This window comes from Pseudomonas sp. RIT409 (assembly GCF_003052515.2).
Taxonomy (GTDB): Bacteria; Pseudomonadota; Gammaproteobacteria; order Pseudomonadales; family Pseudomonadaceae; genus Aquipseudomonas.
In genome coordinates, this window is the sequence record NZ_QARE02000001.1 from 59843 (window position 1) to 81297 (window position 21455).

Here is a 21455-nt window from a genome sequence, read left to right on the forward strand (position 1 = left end):
AGAGCGCCTGTAGCCTTTCGAAATAACTGTCATCTCGAAACCGTCTAAAAACCTGTCATTTCTTACAGTAGACGAAGCGTCCCTTAACGGTGCTTTATTGATTACTGGATTCATTCGACAGGAGTCAATCACGATGAGCACTAACTCTATCGTCCCCAACGCCCTGATTGAACTGGAGATTCCCGGTGGGACCGGGCCTCTGCCTGAGCCGCCCGCCAACCCGGGAGAAGTGTTGTGGGGTGTCAATTCAGGTGCGGCACAGGACAATTTCCCACAGCATGGCCTGCAGGTTTACATCTCCCCCTGGTCGGCAATGGCAACAGGCGACAGCGTGGACGTACTGCTGGACAAAACCACGGTGGTCGCCAGCGAAAAAATCGCCGCCGGTCAAGCCAACCAGCGCGTAACGTCGTTCATACCCACCGTACGACTGACGCCCGGACGGCACTCGCTGCGCTACAACGTCAAACGCTTTGGCCAAACACCCGACCCATCGGCTGAAACCAGCGTTTACGTCAAGCTCACTCGTCCGGGAGGGCAGGACACACAACCTGGCCCTGGCCACTCCGAGTTCAAATTCGGTCTGCCGCAAGACATCATTAACAATGGCGTGGATGCAGATGCGGCGAAAGACGGAGTACCGGTCACCATCGAAAACTACCCGGAAATGGCCGAGGGAGACTGCATCAAGCTCTCGTGGGGTGGCTATTTCGTCACTCATCAGGTGACCGACGCTGAAATTGGCAAACCCGTCGTCGTCACTGTTCCGGAGGCCACCATTCTTGCTGCGGGCGACTCTGGGGCCAACGGCCTGGCCGTGACGTTCGAGGTCTACGACGTCGTGCAAAACCGCTCTGAAGACTGGTCGCAGGAGATTCGTATCATCGTAGACACGGGCAATTCTCGCCTGCCCACACCGTTCGTCAAAGAAGCGTTCAATGATGTCCTGGACCTTGAAAAGCTGGGCGCTAGCCCTGCGACCGTTCAAATCATCGCCATGTCGACTAAAAACACGCTGGAGGAGCTTCAGAACGCGCTGGGAAAAAAACGGAGAGACCTGCTGACGGCATCGATGGGCAACGAAACCCTCGCAAGCGTCGTCGCGCTCAAAGCCGACTTCAGTAAAGGCGACAAGATTATCGTGCGGTTGACAGGCAGTACTGAAGAAGGCGAGCTAATAGAGTACGAGGCCGGCGAAGTCATCGTCGACAACCTGCCCCACGTGTACGAGATCCCCATTCCTGCTGGTACCATTCGTCCATTAGCCAAAACCCAGGGCATCTTTTCTTATCGGCTGATTAAAACCGACGGCTCTGAGGCCAAATCCAAAGGCGCTTTCATTCGCATCGAGGGCGAAGCCGTTCGCATGGCCGCCCCGATTGCCAAAGACGCCGCCCAGGGAGCCCTCGACCCCGACTTGGCCAACACCCGAATTGAAATTCCCTGGGACGACAGTATGGGCGCCGGGGACCGGCTCACCCTGAAGTGGATTGGCACCCGGCCAGACTTCAGCATCTATGACCCACTGCTGCCCTACCATTTCATTTCCTTCGGCGAAGCAGCCAACAAGTTGCCCATCACGATAACCGTACCCGGTGCTCATTTGAAAGCTATCGAGGGCGGCACACTGGAGCTGCACTTTCTGCTAGAAAAGGACGTGAATGGCACTATCGTCAAACGCGAATCCCTGCACGCGGCGCAGTTGACAGTGGGTGAACCCAGAGCGGAGCTACCCGCCCCGACCGTTTCAGGTGTCGTCGATGGCGTGATGGACCCCGGACTCGTCAGCGCGACGCTGACGGTACCGAACTATTCCGGCAAGCAGACAGGCGACACAATCACTATCACTTGGACGGGCAGCCAGAGCGGCGACTACACAGACTCCATAAACGTCAACTCATTTAACAAACCTGATCCCATCGATTTCACTATCCCGGGCCGCGTGATCGCACCGAACGACGGTGCAACCGTAACAGCCTCCTACAAGGTGGTCCGGACAGGCGGTGGCAGGGAAAGCTTTTCGGATCTGACGACATTCAAGGTAGGCGAACCGGTCGTGCTTGACCCACCGAGCATCATCAGCATCAAGGATGCCTCCAATAACGAGATCCCCGCCGACGGCTCCACCGTCGACACCAGCGTCACCGTGACCGGCAACGCCGCCGCCAATGAGCGGGTGGAAATCTTCGATGGCGCTGCCTCCAAAGGGAAGATCCTTGTAAACGCCAGCGGTGTCTGGACACTGGTCCTCAGCGGATTGGCGACCGGAGCGCACGCCATCAAGGCCGTCGCGCAATACGGCAGTCAGCCCGCATCGGCCGTACGCAACTTCACGGTTGCAGCTTCCGTAGCGCCCACCATCAGCAGCATCAAGGATACCTCCAACAACGAGATCCCCGCCGACGGCTCCACCTTCGACACCAGCGTCACCGTGACCGGCAACGCCGCCGCCAATCGGCAGGTGGAAATCTTCGATGGCGCTGCCTCCAAAGGGAAGACCTTTGTAAACGCCAGCGGTGTCTGGACACTGGTCCTCAGCGGATTGGCGCCCGGAGCGCACGCCATCAAGGCCGTCGCGCAATACGGCAGTCAGCCCGCATCGGCCGTGCGCAACTTCACGGTTGCAGCTTCCGTAGCGCCCACCATCAGCAGCATCAAGGATACCTCCAACAACGAGATCCCCGCCGACGGCTCCACCTTCGACAACAGCGTCACCGTGACCGGCAACGCCGCCGCCAATCGGCAGGTGGAAATCTTCGATGGCGCTGCCTCCAAAGGGAAGATCCTTGTAAACGCCAGCGGTGTCTGGACACTGGTCCTCAGCGGATTGGCGCCCGGAGCGCACGCCATCAAGGCCGTCGCGCAATACGGCAATCAGCCCGCATCGGCCGTACGCAACTTCAGGGTTTCCGCCGTGACGGCAATCGCCATCACCTTAGTCAAGGACTCGAAAGGAAACGCCATTGGCAACGGCGGTACGACAACCGACACGACCCTGACCGTCGAGGGGATAGTGGCGTTCAGTTGAGCCGGGCATCTGCGAATGGCGGATGGGGCAAGGACGCCCCATCACCGTTGTTTGCCCGCGCACTTGACGAACGCAAACCGGGTAAGCGGGCCGCGCAGCGTTCAGCCCGACCAGCGGTCGCAAAACCTGTCATTTCTGACAGTAGGCAAGCGCCCTGTTATGGCGCTCAATTGACTTCTGGATCAATCGACAGGAGTCAAACGCCATGCCCGATACAACACTCCCCGACGACCTCAAACAGTTCCTTCTCGTCAACCCACTCAAGTCCTTCCGGCCGGCCACCCGATTGTCAGTCTGGCTGGACGATCAGCTCTGCATGCGCAAAGCCCTGACGCGCAAAGAGCTGGATGCAGGCTTTGAGATTATCCTCAATCCCGATCGGCAGGGCATGTCCACGTTCGGCCTGTCGACCCTGGCGCTGATCGACTTGGAAATCCCCGGTGCCACGGGCCCGCTGGATGACGGGTCATGGGGCATCAACGTGGCAGCGGCGCAAACCAACTTCCCGCTACAGGGCCTGCAACTCTACCTCCAGCCCTGGTCGAGCATGGCGGTGGGCGACAGCTACAAGATTCTGCTCGACGGGACCACGCAGGTCGCGTCGGGTGTCATCCTCAAACCCGAGGAGGTAGGGGCACGGGTAATCGCCTTTGTGCCCAGTAACCGCCTGACTGATGGCGCGCATAAGTTGTCGTACAGCATCACGCGCATCGGACAAGCCCCTGAGACGTCGGATGCGCTGGACATTCTGATCAAGCTCACACTTCCGGGAGGAGTCGACGAGGACGGCAGCGTGCCCGGTCACTCTGCGCTGAAGTTCGATTTGCCTGACGAAATAATCAACGACGGGGTCGATGCGGCGGCAGCCAAGGCAGGGATTCCGGCCACCATTCACCCCTACCCGAACATGGCTGCCGGGGACGATATCAAGCTGTCCTGGGGTGGATACTTTGTGCATCACGCGCCTGTGACCCAAAATGAAGTGGGCAAGGACATCGAAATAGTGGTCGACGAAGCCACGATTCTCGCGGCAGGCGACTCCGATTTCGACGGTTTGGCCGTGACGTTCGAAGTCTACGACTTGGTCCTGAATCGCTCCACGGACTGGGCCGCCGAAATGCGCATCGTGGTGGACACCGGTAATTCGCGACTTGATGCCCCTTTCGTGGCCGAGGCGAACAACGGCGAGTTAGACCTCGACGTCCTGGGTACTGAACCTGCGACCCTGCAGGTCACGGTCAGGCGTCCCGATTTTGCGGTGGGCGACAAGCTGGTCGGCAAAGTCACGGGCACCACCGTCGACGGGGATGCCGTGCAGTACGAGTCCGATGAGGTTGAAGTACTGACGCTCAACCATGTTTATGAAATTCCTATCCCGAACGCCATCCTGCGCCGGCTGGCCAAAGTGCAGGCCGCCTTCTCCTACAGGCGCTTGAGAGCCGGAGTGTCCACGCCGTCCCGAGGTCAATTCGTCAACGTCAAGGGCAGCGCCGTCGGCATGACAGCGCCCATCGCCAAGGACGCCGCCCAGGGCGCACTCGACCCGGACTTGGCCAAGACAGCCATCGAAATCCCCTGGGACGACAGCATGGCCGCAAGCGATCAAATTACGCTGCGCTGGATCGGCACCCGGGCCGACTTTACGGTCTACGACCCCGCCCTGCCCCCTCATACCATCACTGGCCGTGAAGAAACCAACAAGCTACCGATTACGATCAGCGTTGATGGCACCCACCTCAAGACGTTGGATGGCGGAACCTTGCAGCTGTACTTCGAACTGGCCAAAGACCTGAACGGCACCATCGTCGTACGGGAGTCCGCCCGAGCAACGCTGCTAAACGTCGGGGAGCCCCGCGCCGAGCTTCCGAATCCCGTTGTCGCCGGGGTAAACGATGGCGTGATGGACCCCGATCTGCCTGGCACCACATTGACAGTGCCTGTCTATCCGAATATGGAGATCGGCGACGAGGTGCACTCCCTCTGGAAAGGCAGCAAGACCGATGAGTTGGAAGACTGGATCAAAATCAACTCTTTCACCAAAGACAAAGCGGTTGTCTTTGACATCGACGAGGCGTTCATCAAGGACAACGACGAAGGCACGGTCGCCGCGTCTTACTGGGTAATTCGCAAGAGTGGCCGGCGCAGTGACTCGGAGATTCTCAACTTCCAGGTCGGCGCAGGTGCGGTGCCTTTGCTGCCCGTTGCCAAGGTGGCGGGCAGCGAGGACGGTGTGCTGGACCTGGCTGAAATTCCCAATGGCGCGAGAGTGGTCATACCGGCATGGACGCCAGACATGAACGTAGGCGATCACGTGTACATGACGTGGGAGGATGACGAGGGGACACCGCCTTTCCGGCTCGACAAATCCATCACGGGGGCCGGCAAGGATAAAGACGTGCAATTCACCGTGCCATTGGCTGACGTAACCGAAAACGTAGACGCCACGGTAAGTGTCAGCTATCGCGTCGTCCCCCTGGTCGGCGAAGACCGGCAGTCGCTGCCGTTGATGTTCGATGTGGAACAGGATTTGCCCGTCCAGCTTCCCGAGCCGGTGATCGTAGAAGCAATCGGCAACCTACTCGACCCGAACAACGCACTCTCGGGCGCTCGTGTGCGTATCCCGGCCGAAGCACAGCTCAAGGCGGGGGATTCGGTCACCCTGACGTGGCAAGGCCAACCGGGCGACGGCAGCGTGAAGCCGACACAACCCGTCACGGCAGAGGGCGAGCTGCTGATACCCATCGCCTACAGCACCGTCAAAGCCAACGATGGCTTCAGCGTCATACTGAGCTACACCGTCAAGCGTGCCGATCAGAGCGCCGAAGGCCCCTCGCCGTCCAGAACCTACGACATCAAGAGCGCCATCGTCGCAGGCCTGTTGAACGTGATGGGTGCCAGGTTCCATCGCTGCATGTATCGGGCATCGGCAACGCCTCGCAGGATCAGTGCGTTCGACAAATCCACGGGGGCGGCTCTGAACGCCGAGTGGCAATACGAGGGCGATACGGGTTGGACGCAAGCGAAGAGCTGGAGAGATAGCCGCCCGTGGACGCCTCTGCATATACGCACCAGTGAAGACCATGTGTTGCTCAGTGCCGTGAATATCATTGGCAATGGTAATGACACCTCCACGTCGGGAGACGCGGCGCAGGTGGCGCATCGCGACAGTGGCGACGTGATCGGTTGGGGAAATGCCGCATATGGTGGGACTATCCCGCCCACCATCATCACCATGGACGACATCGTTGAAGTCTGCTGCAGCCGCAGCGCCTACACAGCACGGCGGAAAAATGGCTACGTCGTTGCCTGGGGAGCAGCAACGGAAGGCGGATCTCTAGGCACCCACCCGCTGGACAGTTACGTCGCACTGACCAGCAACAGCGTGGCGATCGCCGGTATCCGAACGGATGGGAAAGTCTACGCCTGGGGCGTGGCGGCCTATGGTGGAACGGTACCCGATGCGATCAAGGCACACAGCGACATCACTCAGGTGATCGGCGCCGGGACTGCGTTCGCGGCCGTTCGTGGCACAGGGCAGGTCGTAGCCTGGGGTGCTCCAGCGGCAGGAGGAACCGTGCCGGGAGACGTTGCGACGTTTACTGACATTAAAGAGGTTTCAGGAAACTTCGTGGCCTTCGCTGCACTGCGTGCCAACCGCCGAGTGGTGGCGTGGGGGACGGCCTCTGGCGGCGGTACGGTGACCACGGAAGTCGCCGCCGCGACCGTAGCCGAACTGGGCGCCGCTTCTGCTAATGCATTTTCATTGATTACCACGTCCGGGCAAGTGCTGACATGGGGCAACGCCCAACAGGGAGGAACGGTGCCTGCGGACATCAAGTCGCTGACCGACATCGTCGAAGTCAGCGCGACCTGGCACGCCATGGCCGCACGCAGGGCCAATGGTCATGTCGTCGCCTGGGGCACGGCGGCCAGTGGCGGGACGGTTCCAACGGACATCGCCACCCTCAACGACATCGTTCAGGTGGTGGGCAACTCGAGAGCATTCGCCGCGCTGCGTCGTAACGGCACAGTCGTCGCCTGGGGTGACGCATCGGTCGGGGGGAACACCAGCAGCGTCGTAGCACAACTGATCAACGTAAAAGCCGTCTACGCCAATAGTCAGAGTTTCGTGGCGCTGCGCTCCGACGGTGAAATCGTGACGTGGGGTTACGCCGCTGGAGGCGGCGACAGCAGCGCGGCGCAGCCCTACCTGAAAGGGCGCGTTTCCTACGAAACCCGCCTTGCCGTAAGTACACAGGCCTTGAAGGCACAAGCGGTGACCCCCAAAAAATCCCGCGTGAGCCGCACGGTTTCGTTCAGTTTCGCTGAATGGGCCAAACCGCAGGTTCCCGACGCGCTGGGCGATGTGTTGGATCCTGGTGACGATCCGGAAAAAATGATCAAGGTCCACATCCCCCCGGGCACGCTGAAATATCAGGATCGCGTCAGCTTGTACCTTGAAGACACACTGTTCGACTGGACAGTCGTGAATCGCAGTGGACCCGGCACCGGAATCGATTTCGAGGTCCCAGCCAGTGAGTTCATGGTCGGAGCAGGTGGCCAACTGCGCGTCTGGTACGGCGTCATCCCCGCGGGCGAAACCGCTGAGCAACCTTCCGCCGACCTGTTGCTGACGATCAGCGGCGGATTCGAAGACGACGTCACGCTGGACCTCACCGCGCACAATTACCTCGTCGCGGAGGGGAAAGCCCCAGCGCAGCCGCCGGCATTCGCTCGGTTCAGTCGTGCCGCCGATTGGGGCACCGGGCCTTATACCTACGCCAGCAGCGAAGAAAGCGTGGCCAGCGTCGACGACACCGGGACCGTCACAGCCCTGGCCAATGGCACCTGCAGCATCACTGCCCGCGACAGCCTGGGGGCAACGCAACACTACGCCTTGACCATCGCGGGCATGATCGTCGTTCACTTCTTGACCGCCAGCACCGATTGGGCGGGCATGCAACGCGTCTGCGCTACGGCCGGCCTGGACCCTGCTTCGTTGAACGATCTCAAGGCATTGTGGACACGCTATGCCGACAGTCAGCCGGTCAGCACCTATCTGGGATGGCTCGACTATCCGCTCTGGACGGCAGACCCCGCCGGGGTTGGCACGTATTGGACCTATGACCTGAGCGGCACAGACCCTAACCAGAATGCCAGCGCATCGGACGGCAGCCTGGCGATGCAGGCGGTAGGTATCTCTCGAACAGCGGGACAGCGGCTCCGTCCCGACGCATGAAGCCAGCACCGCCCGGCGGACAAGGCCGGGCGGTCACTCCTATCTTCGTACATGAGGTCACCATGACCATGAATACCTGCTCAATCATCAGGTTGTTCGCGGTGCTGTGGCTGCTCTACAGCCTGAACGCAACGGCCAGCCCTACCGGGCCGGAAATCGCGCAACTGATCAACAATCGCTACCAGAGCACGGCCTCCACCTGTGCCGCAAGCAAACCTGCCTGGCAATGCAATGGCGTGCTGGTATTGGCTAACCCGCGCGCCGCGGGGCAGCCATTTTGGGCGCACAACAGCGACGCCACGGCCCTGGGAGCCGAAGGCGCGAGCTATCTGCGTCGTGACTTGGGCATTCGGCAGTTGCCTGTGCACCACGGGGTGATTTTCAGCGATCTGTTCAGCGCAGTAGGCGATGGCAAAACGCTGAGCGTTCTCTGTGCCTACCCCTTCACTCAGCCAATCGACGCCACTCGCAGCAACTACGGCTGTGCGCCTGCATCGACGTTTCACCCGAACTTGGTCGATGCCAGCTCATGCAGCGCCATTGGGGTGACAGACAGCGACGCCTGGCTGACACATTTCCAACAAACGGGCAACCAGCCGACTGCGCAATGCTCATTGAGCGCCAACGACCCGCGCCAGTTCAATGCCAGCCTCAAGGCCCACGAAGGACTGGACAGCGAATGGTCGGCCACCGCCAATCGCTTGCAGGTGGCCAACTGGGATTCAGCCAGCCCGACCAGTGTTCCCGTTCAAGCGTTGTATTACGACATCAACCAGACAGGCACGCTGATTAGTGCACAGCACGATCAGCGCGACTACTTCAACGCCACCGGTGATTGGCTCCCGATCCTTCGCATGGATCTCAACGACGGCTCCGGAAACGTGTTCGGATTCAACCTGCAGGATCAACTGTACACCGGCTATCAGATCGCATCCGCGATGAATCGACGATACAGCGACACTCGAAGCGAATGCGCAAACGGGCTATCGGCTTACTTTTGCGGCGGTATATTGATTCGCGCAACTCAGGCAACTAGTAGCTTCCACGCCTGGGATCCTAGTCCCAATTCGGTTGGCCGTAACGGCGTGTCATTCAGCTACCTGCGAGCCGATGTGGGGACGACCAAAACCTTGGGAGCAGCTGGTTTCACCATGAAAGAGTCTTCAGCACCGGCGCTCCACCCCATTACGCTTCGTTGCGCCTATCCGGCGAATGCGGGCACCAGTTCAATTCCTGACAGCTGTCGTGCCAGTTGCGATCAAGAGGGAGTAACGACCGTCGCGGCCTGGCAATCGAAATACGGAGCAAGTCCAAGTAACAGTTGCGCCTTCACCGCCACTTCCGCGCAATTCCAGCTTAGTATCCAGGTCCGTACCGTGCTTAGCGCCAGTGATCGCGCGTCCTGGAACGAGATCATAATCGCCGCCTGGCCTCAAGGCATTCCGGATCAGATCCCCCTCGAAGCGCTTTTCTATGCGAGCACTGCCACACGTCCGCAGGCGCAATTCATCCAGCACGATTTCTTCACTCAAACCGCCCGTTTTCTGCCGGTCGTGCGAATGACACTGGGCGCGGCGGATGGAACGGTATTTAGCTACCTCCCAGAGGATCAACTGGCTGAAGGCGCGCCGGGGAGGCGCTCGCTCGATCCTTATTCGGACGAGGCTGCAAGCACGACCTCTGATTGAGCAGCCATCCCCCCTGAGTACACGCCGACCAGCGGTCGCAAAACCTGTCATTTCTGACAGTAGGCGAAACCGTCGATCCAGCGCCCAATGTCAGGACGACTCGGCGAAACAGCAACGCTTGGATGGGCCTGCGCGCCCCGTCCACCGCGTGCACAACAGAAAGGACTCCAACGATGACACGGTTCACACACACCCTGTTTCCTCCCCTGCAACGGGACTATTCAACACTGGCGCTGCGCTCGCTGCTCATCAGCGGCCTGGTGACCCCGGTCCAGGGAGGCGACGGCGGCGTGAACATCGTCACCGTGGACAGTCCGCTTGGGTTGCTGGTGGCAGTGGACCCCTGGTTGCGCATGGCAAGCGGTGATCATATCGACCTTTATTGGGATGACACGCTGGTGGGAGGGCAAGATGTCGGGGATCAGGAGGTCGACCAGCGCCTGCTGTTTTTCATTGCTTCTGAACGGGTCGTGCCTGGCTGGGCAGAAAAGGTGTATTACCGCCTGACGCGTCAGGGCTCGACCACATCCGAAGATTCCGTCGCCCTGCGCATCAGGGTCAAACTCGATGCGCCCGGCGGTGTGGACAAGGACCCCCATCTTCCTGGCCACTCGGAGCTGGCCGCCCCTCGCCTGCCACAGGATGTGATCGACAACGGGGTCGACGCCGAATGGGCTGCCAAAGGTGTTCCGGCTGAAATTGCCGCCTACCCTGGGCGCGCCGCACGGGACACCCTCGAGCTGCAATGGGGCGATGCCTTCCTGAGGCATACAGTCACCGACGCTGAAGCGGCCGGCAGTGGACCGATCACCATGACCGTTGACCAGGCCACGATCCTGGCAGGCGGCGACTCGCCCAATCTGCTGGTGCATTACCAAGTCTTCGACGAGGTCTGGAACTTTTCTTCCGACTGGTCGCTGCGCACATTCATCGGCGTCGAGGCAGGCGCACAGCGTCTCGATGCACCCATCATCAAGGAAGCCTTCAACGAGGTAATCGACCTCGGACAATTGGGGGACGACGATGTCACGATACAGATCGAAGTCCGGGGCCCGCCTTTCGAGTTGAATGATCGGGTCACCATGACCTGGATCGGCACTCCGAGAACCGGCGCCCCACGGACCTACGAGGCCACCGTCACCCTCAGCAACATACCGTCGGTGACCGAAGTCAAGGTGCCCAACGCCGAAATCCGCGCCCTGCTCGAAGGACGAGGGCAAGCCAGTTACGTATTGAACAAGGCCAACGGGAGTCCGCCGCAATCCTCCAAGCGTGCCTTTGCCAGCATCACGGGCAAGATTCCGCTGCCCGCCCCCGATGTGTTCGAAGCGGTCGGGAACACGCTCGACCCCGGCCTTGATCGGGCCCATGCGGTCATTCCCGTATACGAGAAGATGGCCAACGGCGACCTGATCAACCTGATCTGGCTCGGAGTGACACAGAACGGCACGCCGCTGCTTTACGAAGCGCAGCACTCGGTGACGGCGAACGAAGTGGGGGCGGTGATTTACATCCCGGTGGTGGGCCAATTCATCGGCCCTCTCGTCAATGGCACGCTGGACGTCAGCTATCGCGTGTCCAACGATGCCCTCGCCCCACAGGATGTGAGAGTCTCCAGCCACACTTCGCTGGTCGTTGCCCAACGCCTCGCCGAACTGCCCGCACCGTCGGTGGATGAGGCCGAAGACGATGTACTCGACCCTGAAAGCGTCCCTCAAAACGCCACCTTGCGAGTGCCGTACACCGGCACCGCCGTGGGTGACGTCCTGACCTGGTACTGGCAAGGCGAATCACCTGACGGCAGCGCCAGTGACTGGGTGCCCATCACAAGCCTGGTGGCTGGCAAACCCTTGACGTTCAATATCCCCAGGTCGCTGATCGAGCCGAACATCAACAACCTCGTGAAGCTGTACTACAGCCTGAAACTTTCCAGCACCGGTAGATACCAGTACTCGAAGGTGCTGGAACTGACCATCGGCAAGCTCATTGGCCTGTTGCCCGCGCCGACGGTGCTGGAGGCCGCCGGCGACGACACCCTCGATCCGATGCAGGCTCAAAGTGGCGCCACCGTCCAGGTGAGCTACGAAAGCATGGACCCGCAGGACGTGATCACGCTGGTGTGGCTGGGCACACCCGGCACGGGCTCGCCGCCCGAGCAATCCAAATCCGGCAACGCTGGCCGTGAAGTCGAGTTTGCGATACCCGCCGCCGTCATTGGCGCCAACATCGGTCACTCGGTGCAAATTAGCTATCGGGTCAAGCGCTACCTCACCGAGAAAAAATCAGAGCTGCGGCTGCTGACCATCAAGCCCATCGCTGATAGCCAGCTGCCTTCGCCGGACATCACTCAGGCCGACAAGCCGACCAAAGTCCTGAACCTTGCGACATTCAGCGGGGATGCAACGACGACCCTTGGCAAATGGCCCTTCATCGCCCTGGGTCAGCGGGTGTGGCTGCATCTTGCGGGCGAAACCGAAAGCGGTGGACCTCAAACCATCAAGCTGCTCGATGGCAAGGAAATCACCAGTGGGCAGGTCAGTGCTGGGCTGTCGGAAACCGTGCCACGAACAGCGCTGGAACAACTGGGGCAGGACACCCCGCTCGACGTGGTCTGCAAAGTCGCCTTCAGCGAAACCGCCATCGAAGACACCGCACTGCCCTTCCCCATCACCGAGTATGTGTTCAAACGCCATCACGACTGGGTCACGCCAGTCATCGTCAGCGTCAAGGATGCCAAAGGCGAAGTGGCCAACGGCGGGACGACGTTCGACACCACCCTCGACCTCAGCGGCACAGGGACGATCGACACCGAACTGGAAATACTGGACGGCACCGGGCGTCTGACCACCACGCGCACCACGCTGTCGGGGAGCTGGGCGGTCAAGCTGACGACCCTGCGCCCGAAAACCTACAGCGTGACCGCCAGGGCCCTGGATGGCAGCGGCATGGTCTCGCAACCGCGTACCTGGGAAGTGTTTGCCAATCTCACGCCGACGATCGAGAAGGTGGTGGACAGCAGAGGGCCCGTCAGCAATGGAGGAACGACGGTGGACACCACCGTCACGCTTTCAGGCAAGGCCAGCCCGGACCAACGCATAGAACTGTTCGACGGCACCTCGTCACAAGGCACGGCAACGGCAGATTCGATAGGTTCATGGTCCCGGCCGGTGACGGGATTGGCCGTGCGCGAGCACCCCTTCAAAGCCCGGGCGCTGTACGGAACAGGGCCCGAGTCGACGGTCTGGCGCCTTACCGTTGCAGCCGCCGTGACGCCGACGATCAGCAGTATCAAGGGGACCGCAGGTACGGAAATCCCGGCAGACGGCTTCACGACCGACACAAGCGTCACCCTCACCGGCGCGGCCAGCGCCAATCAGCAGGTCGAGATTTTCGACGGCACCACAACCAGAGGTAAAGCAACCGCCAATGCCGCCGGCGTGTGGACCTTGCCAATAACCGGACTGACCCTGACGAGCCACGCCATGAAAGCCAAGGCGCTTTATGGCAATGGTGCCGAATCGGCAGTACGCCGCTTCACGGTTGTGGCGGTGGTCAATCCGACGATCACGTCGGTGCTCGACCCGAAAAACACCCCTGTCGCGAACGGCGGATCCACCTACGCCTCAAGCGTTACCGCATCAGGCCAGGCGTCGATTCGTCAAGTGGTCGAAGTGTTTGACGGCGCGACATCGAAGGGCACGGCGACGGCGAGTGCTACAGGCGCCTGGACCCGTGCAGTCAGCGGTCTGGCTCCGGGCAACCACTCGCTGACGGCGAAAGCGTTGTATGCCAGCAAACCGGTTTCCTCAGCCTGGACGTTTCAGGTAAAGGCGGCGGTAGTACCGACGATTACCAGTGTTCGGGACTCCAAGGGAGAGGTTTCCAACAATGGCTCGACCACCGCCACGACAGTAACGGCCTCCGGCAAAGCAGCACCGAGCGAGCACGTTGAGGTGTTCGACGGGGCCGCGTCCAAAGGAACAGCGTCTGTCAGCGCTGCCGGAGACTGGACCCACACGGTATCCACGCTCGCCCTGGGTGCCCACAGCCTCAAGGCCACCGCAAGATACGCAGACCAGCCGTCATCGAACGTTCGAACCTTCACCGTGGTCTCGCCCATCCCTGACTTCGTGCTGGATACATCGCCCGTAAGCTTGAGCGGCAGGGTGTACATTCTCGGCGGACACCCCAACCTTGATCCATCGCCCTGGCCAAGCGGTACGACCTCCACGAGGACGCCCAGGAGTGGCGTTGCACCCTATGGTTATACATCGAGCAATACAAACGTCGCTCGCGTCGATTCAAACGGCACGGTCTATTCACGAGGTAATGGCATCGCGATGATCACCGTCCGGGACAGCCAGGGGCGGTCGGGCAGTTACACCGTCAACGTCAGTGGCGTGACCGTGGTGACCGGATTTGGCAACGATACGTATCCCAATGCAAATAATGCCGTAGCCCGTGGCGGTAAACGGCTTCCCAGCCATGACGAGCAAAACCAGATAGCCACGGCATATCTAGGGCGCTGGCCAATGGGAGGTGGTCTGTATTGGTCCACTACGCCTGGTAATGGCCTCAATACCGTGCGCTGCAAAGATATGGTGGCCGGTGGCTGGGCAGACCTGAGAACCACATCTGTATGGGGAATCGGATGGAGTTACGCCAACATTATCGGTATTTGATTGAGCGCCGACAGAATGCAAATGCATTCAGTCGGCGTTTCGCTTACCAGCTAAACCGCAACCCCACATTCGCCCCGAACGGCTGTTCAATGTGCTCGCCACTGGCGTAATCAAAATCGGCATGAACCTGCAGCCGGTCATTGAACGCTACGGCGATACCGGCCCCCAGCTCGCCACGAGAACCGGATAGGTCATTGTTGAAGACATTGTTGTTGACCTGCACCTCGTTGTTTTTCGCGAACTCGTGAACGCCTGCAACACGTACATAAGGCTGCAAGACCTTGCCGTCCTGCAACGCGAAATTCCGCCCGGCAGTCACGCCAACCTTGCCCAGCAGCGAGCGTGTGCGATCACCCTCGGCCTCCATGCCGTTGTCCAGGCCGTAATCCTTGCCCTGAATGACCACCGCAGACCACTGGGTAAAGGGCTCGACGAAATAGCCATCGTTCAATTTGATGTGGCGCCCGAACTCCACCGAACCGCCCATGCCGACGTTGTCGTAGTCACCCTTGGCGCGGGTGCCATCGCTCATGCTGACTTTCGAGTCGTTGCGAAAGCGGTTGAACTTGAGCACACCGTCAAAGTAGTAGCCGCTTTCCTGATCGAGCCATGTGGTGTACGCGCCTACGTAGTAGCTCTTGACCGTGCCTGAGGTGCCGCGGCTCAGATTCAGGTCGGAGTCGCTGTAACCGGCAAGTGCACCGATCAACCATTGACCATCGCCGAAGGGAAGCGGCGCATCGGCGCCGAGCGAAAGCCCCTGTTGAGTCTGCTTGTAACCCAGCCCCGACGCCTCATCGACGTTGTATTTGTTGCCGTAGGTCCGCACCCACCCGCCGGCCTTACCGCCATTGAAACGCAGCTCGCCCATGCGGCTGCGCAGCGAGGTCAGTTCGCCGTACCACACGGTAGGCGCGGTGTTGAACAGCGCGAGTACCGAAGCGGTGCCAGGGCTGACCGTCGCCGTGCTCGGGTCCAGAAACCAGTCGGTCCCGCCTGAGCCATTGGCCACCGAACTCAAAGCGTAGGAATAGGTGCCCACGTCAACCGGACGACCATTGGCCAGCGCAAATGTCGCATCGCCACCGGCGGTGCGGACCATGGTCAGCGCCTCGGGAGAGACTGGATCGACGCCCGAACCGGCCACCAACAAGGTATGGCTGCCCGTTGCAGAACCGGTGACATTGAGGGTGTCGTGCTGGTTAGTGGCGTAATCGACATCCATGACAAAGGTGCCGCTGCCGGACAGGTTGCCCACATCCAGCTGGAAGAATTCATTTTCCGCGCCGAATTTGACGACCCCGGTGTCCATCACCAGAGTGTTGAGTGCGGTGGAGGCGGTCATGTTCCAGACCGAAGGATCCCCGACGGTCAATTTATCGACACCAATGAGATTGCCGGTGAACACCGAATCGTTTTGCAGCGACACCACGCCGGAGCCATCGCTGGTGATATCGCCCGTCATCGAACTGGCACTGAGACTGACCGAATCGATGCCCGTGACGTCCCCCGTAAGCGTAGAGCCGTTGTTCAAGGTCAGCGCCCCCGTTCCAGTGCCGGCGACGTTGCCCTTCAGTGAACTGGCACTGAGATTGACCGAGTCGATGCCGGTTACGCTGCCCGTCAGCGAACTGGCATCGAGATTGATCGTGTCGATGCCCGTGACGTCCCCCGCAAGCGTAGAACCGTTGTTCACCGTCAGCGCCCCTGTCCCACTGCCGGTGACGTTGCCCGTCAGTGAACTGGCATCGAGACTCACCGTGTCGGTGCCCGTGACGTCCCCCTCAAGCGAAGAGCCATTGCTCAAAGTCAGCGCCCCTGTGCCACTGCCGGTAAGGTTGCCCACCAGCGAGCTGGCATCGAGACCGACCGTGTCAATGCCCGAGACATTGCCCCTGAGCACAGAGCCGTTGTTCAGCGTCAGCGCCCCTGTGCCACTGCCGGTGACGGTGCCCACCAGCGAGCTGGCATCGAGACTGACCGTGTCGATGCCCGAGACGTTGCCCGTGAGCACAGAGCCGTTGTTCAGCGCCAACACGCCGGTGCTGGTGGCGTCTGCGGAGACATCGCCAGTCAACCCGCCGTGATCGAACGTCAGGTTGGCGACACTGCTGTTTGTGATGCCGATGTTGCCGGTGACATCGCTGTTTTGCAGCAGGACATTGGCAATCGCCGAGTTATCCACCTCTAACGCATTGCCGTTACCCCCGATAAGGGTCGTGCCGTTGGTCAAGGTGAAGCTGGCGGCCTTGGATGCTCGTTGGCCATCAATCCGGATAGCGGCACCGCTGATGCCCTCCACGCGGGTACCGTCGAGATTGACCGTACCCACCCTCGCGTCCAACGAGTTGACACGGTACAACAAGCCATTCAATCCCCCTGTCACGCGGCTGGCACTCAGGTTCATGTCGGAACCGATACCGCGCATGCCATAACTGGTCGCCCCCGTACCGGTGACGGTGGTGCCGGTCATGTTCAGCGAGCCGGTGAGCATGGTAAGCCCCCCGGTCGTGCCACTGACCGATCCGCCATTGAACACGAACGCGGAACCCGAACCATTGACCCCTCGATTACCGGCCACACCGATTCCGTTGGTATTGATAACGGTCGCATTGGTCAGCGTCGCCGAGGCATCAGTGACACTCAGGGCAGTGGTGCCGTTATTGGCAATGATGCTTGAATCACTGACGTTGCCAACCGACCCGGCATCCAGCGCAATGGTCTGTGCCGTGCTGTTGGCAAGCAGGTTTACCGTCCCGGCCACGCCTCCGCCGGTCAGACTCAGGATCTGACCGCCGCTGACAGTGAGTGTGGCGTCCGGGGCCATGGTCCAGCTTTCGACGGGGTCCGTCGGACCGACGACCACCGACTCACCGGGTAGCAGCGTTCGGGCCTGAACACCTGAAACGACGCAGAACACCAACGGAAAAACGGCTGGGTATTTGAAATAGCAAGAGTTACTACGGGACTTAGCCATGACCACCTCCTTGTTATAAACGCTATCCCGCGGAACTTACATAGGACTCCGAAGGACAAGGGCGCGCAGACTACATTCTCGGATTTCTTATCTATGTAGGATATTTCCTAGTTGTTTGAGCGTAGCTTCCTATGTCAACTTTTTTAGTGCCTTTCATCCCCGTCCTCATCAACTAACGTGTACCCGTTAATGAGTGCATCCATTTCGATAGACGCAAATAACAAAGCCGCACAGGTGCGGCTTTGTTTGCATGAACACGGACTAGGAAAAAATGACAGGCGGACGCTCAGATCCTGCGCCGGGCGTTGGGTGGACACACACCTCCGGCATTTTGGGCGCCGGCACGTATGAACGCCGATCCCTGCATCACAGGCGTGGTATCCGATACATAGGTGAGTCTGACCGACCCGTTGCGGCCCACGGGCACAATATAGTCCGTGAATTTCCCCGTCTGGACGCTGAAGCCATTACTGGCGTCTGCTGCGCTGACGTCTTTAGTAAATGTTTGAGCCGTTCCCGCCGGAACGGTGCCCACTTTGTCGGTATAGCACTGCCAGGTAAACGTCAGCTCCTCTCCCCCCTTGAGAAGTGGGTTCGGCGGAACGTCGATGACGACATGCTGATCCGCCCCGATATAAGAAGCGCAATTCAGAGCAGGTGAACCATCAGAGGCTTGCCCCGCGTCAGGGAACTCCGGCTCTGCCAGCTTGATCGGCAGCGCCGCGCTGACATCCACCAACGTCGGGATGCACGCCTCGAGGTTCCCCGCCCCGCTGATCAACCCCACCGTATAATGTACGGGGACCTCGGTACCACTGGGCAGATCCTTGATATCATCCCACGGCACCGTGAACGTGTAGGGGCTACCTGGGGTTCCCGCAACAGGGGAAAATGTACCTACTTGGTTCTCCTGTGAATACCAGTACAGGATCATCCGCTCTCCCGTGCCTATGGGACTGTAGAGATTGACCGTCACCTCCACCGGAAGGCCTGCATCATCGTCATTGAGCACGTTATCTGTCGGGGTAGATCCTGTTCCTCTGACGGTCACCCTCGGCAGGTTGGGGTTCACGGGGCGGGGCCTGTCCGGATTGACGGGACCCGGCACGAAGAAATCGACATCGATGGTCGTCTTAGCCGATGGAAACGTCTTGTTCCCGCGCCTGACGACATAGCTGATATCCGTTGCCAGCGGTCCCTTTGCCGCACCGTAGGCCGGTGCGAGTATCGTTGGGTAGGGAACGATCAGCGTCATGGGGTTTTCAGCCGATAACACCTCATGGACCGCATGCACCGAGGCAGTCCCCCAAGTAAGCTCTACCAGATCATGCTCCAGCCAGTTTCCGTACAACGCGACCTTTACCAGATCTTCTCCTTCCAGCACATCGTCCAGGTTCAGGACCTTGTCGTCCACGATCCTGGGTACCAAGGGCGCAGCCAAAGGCGGAACGGGGAGCGGCTGGATGAACAGACCCGTCTCAGCGTTATCAGAGATCGGCCCCCGGTTACCCACTTTGTCGACCAGCCGGTAGTACAGATAAATCTTGCCATCACGCAAGCCCTCGAAAGCGGTGGTCGGTACTTTTACCGTCTGCGGCGTACCAACATCGGCGCTGTACACGGGCTCGGTGGGGACGGTGTTTTCGTTGTGCACATAAATTTCCAGCGAGTCGCCCACCTTCTTGTCGTTGTACGGAGGAATCGTGACAGCAACACCGCCATTAGCCGCCAGATAGTCACTGGTGATGCCGTCTGAAATGACCGTCGGATCATTGAAGGTCAAAGCTGTCGGTGACTGGTTATTGTTGGGCGGGGTTTTATCGATGATGAACGTTGTAATCGATGAAGAGTCCGAAGACCCGACATCGATCACCACTTCATACTGAAGTTCGAACGCACCTTCTTTCTGAAAAGCATTCTTGCTCAAGGTCAATGCCATTGGAAAATCGCCTGGGTCCAGTGGCCCAGGCACTGAAATGGGGGCCTGAGCATTCTCCCAACTGGTAGCTCCCTGCGGCCGCCACTTAAACGTCAACACATCCGTTTCGCCAGCGTTTGCACTGTTTGGCCACTGAGCGATCAACACCTGCATGTCTTGCTCTTGATCTTGCCTAGGCACCAGACCGGCGAATTGGGGATCACCGCCCCACCAGTCAGGCAACACGGGCGCATTCAGAGTCAATACACCAGCCTCACGTCTGTTCTTTTTCTCCTGACTCACCCGACGCGCCAACTCCCACGCCAGGAAGTCAGGTTTACCCGCTACTTTGCTACCCATGTAAATTCTCCTTGAAGTGACACGCGCCATCGAGCCCGGCGCGTCATGCATTTCCCTGTATTACAGCTATCTACCGCCACGTCCCTGCGCTCGAAACAGGCCCGCGAGAAAACGACGACATTGACCACAAAAGCCGCATCGGCGACCAGAAGGCGTTCCCCTTATCCCTATCAAACGTGTTGGCCCACACACTTCGCCGTCGGGCCATTTGCGGTTGATCTTCACCAACCCTTCGTAAGAGCCACCGGACTGACCGCTGAACTTCACCAAGCGATACACCGCCAGCGCCGAACCCTCGATCATGGGCTCGATATGGGGAATGAAGGGTTCGACGAGAATGTCCAGGTAACCGTCGGCGACGTTCTGCGCACTGATGGAGCGGACGAAAGTGCCCTCGGTGCCAGCAATAGGATCCCTGCCGTTCAACGTCCGATACCCCTGCCAGAACAGGGTGATTTCATCCTGATATTCGAACAGGTTACGGACAAACAGGATCCGGACTCGAATCCCCTTCCACGGCTCGTGGGAGCAATTGATATAGCCGTCGAGCCCGGTATCCGGAAACTCAGGCTCCGGCAGATCGCCGCCCGGTAATGGTTTGAGCATCACCGCGACGGCGGTTTCCCTGGAAAACGTCTGGGTCTCATTGCCCGCCCGATCGCGCACTTTGTAGGTGGCGTAATAGAGACCGTCCTTGCCCGGGGCTCGGATAACGTCGCCTGGCAGATCGATTCGGATATCGGCCGCATCGATATCTGCCTGTGTCACTGTCTTGCTGGCAACCACGCTGGAGGTGGGTGGATTGTTCTGTGACCAGTAGAGGTCCACCACATCGCCGTCTTCAGCTTCCAGGTACACGGGAGTCGGCAAGCGCAGCTCAACTTGGTCATTGTGACTGGCCAAGTAAGTGTCAGTAATGCTTCCCACAAGATCAGTGGGCAATAACAGGGCGAGTAACTGCTGGTTATAGCTGGGGGGGCGAGTGTCGATGGTCACGATCCGAACATCGGAGGCCGCGACTGAACCGGTGTCGCTCGTCACTCGGTAGTCGATTTGGTATCGACCGTCGGGTTGAAGAAGGGCCTTGTCGATGCGCATTAAAACGGGAAACAGACTGGCGTCTACCGGCCCAGGAAAGGATATTGCATCGACAGGCTGGCCGAGGCCTGCACCGCTCCAGAAAAGCTCCAGCAGGTCGCTGTCTCCAGGCCCAGCCGGCACTGGCCAGAGCGGAACCCGAACCTCAAGATCGTTCAGATGCGTTCCGGTTGCAACCACGCCATCAGGGTCATTGGGATCGATGATGGAGGGAATCTGCGGTGCCACCAGATTGGCAAGCACCGACCGCCCCATCAGCCTTCTCCAGATCTGCCCTATCCAGTCCCTGACCATCTGGCACTCACTCCCCTGTGAAGACGTGCTGCCGCCCGATTGAAGTCGACGCGGCCAGCGCAACAGGTGTTGATTGAGCACCGTTCAGGCGGGTTTGCCTACTGTCATAAATGACAGGTTTTGCGACCACTGGTCGGGATCGGCCGCCTGATCAGGCAATGCTGAACGCAA

General features: G+C 59.8%; 7 protein-coding genes. 4 read left to right on the forward strand and 3 right to left on the reverse strand.

Annotation, left to right across the window (positions count from 1 at the left end):
* Positions 1 to 358 precede the first annotated feature (358 nt).
* The 4 genes from DBP26_RS00240 (at position 359) to DBP26_RS00255 (ending at position 14637) form a co-directional block, all read left to right on the forward strand.
* Positions 359 to 3028, forward strand: a complete 2670-nt coding sequence (locus tag DBP26_RS00240) for an Ig-like domain repeat protein (RefSeq protein ID WP_146749629.1) — start codon at positions 359 to 361, stop codon at positions 3026 to 3028.
* 205 nt (positions 3029 to 3233) lie between these two features.
* Positions 3234 to 8267, forward strand: coding sequence for an Ig-like domain-containing protein (locus DBP26_RS00245; protein ID WP_108235611.1), 5034 nt, complete (start codon positions 3234 to 3236; stop codon positions 8265 to 8267).
* A 62-nt stretch (positions 8268 to 8329) separates the two neighbouring features.
* A complete protein-coding gene (locus DBP26_RS00250; RefSeq protein WP_108235612.1) occupies positions 8330 to 9955 on the forward strand; it encodes a hypothetical protein in 1626 nt (541 codons plus the stop codon).
* A gap of 173 nt (positions 9956 to 10128) precedes the next feature.
* Positions 10129 to 14637: an Ig-like domain repeat protein gene (locus DBP26_RS00255; protein ID WP_108235613.1), complete on the forward strand. Its 4509-nt coding sequence runs from the start codon at positions 10129 to 10131 to the stop codon at positions 14635 to 14637.
* Positions 14638 to 14680: 43 nt separating this feature from the next.
* Here the strand turns inward: DBP26_RS00255 and DBP26_RS00260 are convergent, their stop codons facing one another.
* The 3 genes from DBP26_RS00260 to DBP26_RS00270 form a co-directional block, all read right to left on the reverse strand.
* Positions 14681 to 17614 (reverse strand): autotransporter outer membrane beta-barrel domain-containing protein, encoded by a 2934-nt coding sequence (locus DBP26_RS00260; RefSeq protein ID WP_256600442.1) that lies wholly within the window; start codon positions 17612 to 17614, stop codon positions 14681 to 14683.
* Positions 17615 to 17900: 286 nt separating this feature from the next.
* The gene (locus DBP26_RS00265) at positions 17901 to 19892 is read right to left on the reverse strand and encodes a hypothetical protein (RefSeq protein WP_108235614.1); all 1992 of its coding nucleotides are present in this window, start codon (positions 19890 to 19892) and stop codon (positions 17901 to 17903) included.
* Between the two features lie 66 nt (positions 19893 to 19958).
* Positions 19959 to 21233, reverse strand: a complete 1275-nt coding sequence (locus tag DBP26_RS00270) for a hypothetical protein (protein ID WP_146749628.1) — start codon at positions 21231 to 21233, stop codon at positions 19959 to 19961.
* Positions 21234 to 21455 lie beyond the last annotated feature (222 nt).

Excerpts from the sequence above, each read along its gene's own strand:
- DBP26_RS00255 (WP_108235613.1), top strand. The coding sequence starts at position 10,129 with ATGACACGGTTCACACACACCCTGTTTCCTCCCCTGCAACGGGACTAT.
- DBP26_RS00265 (WP_108235614.1), bottom strand. The coding sequence starts at position 19,892 with ATGGGTAGCAAAGTAGCGGGTAAACCTGACTTCCTGGCGTGGGAGTTG.
- DBP26_RS00260 (WP_256600442.1), bottom strand. The coding sequence starts at position 17,614 with ATGGCTAAGTCCCGTAGTAACTCTTGCTATTTCAAATACCCAGCCGTT.
- DBP26_RS00245 (WP_108235611.1), top strand. The coding sequence starts at position 3,234 with ATGCCCGATACAACACTCCCCGACGACCTCAAACAGTTCCTTCTCGTC.
- DBP26_RS00250 (WP_108235612.1), top strand. The coding sequence starts at position 8,330 with ATGACCATGAATACCTGCTCAATCATCAGGTTGTTCGCGGTGCTGTGG.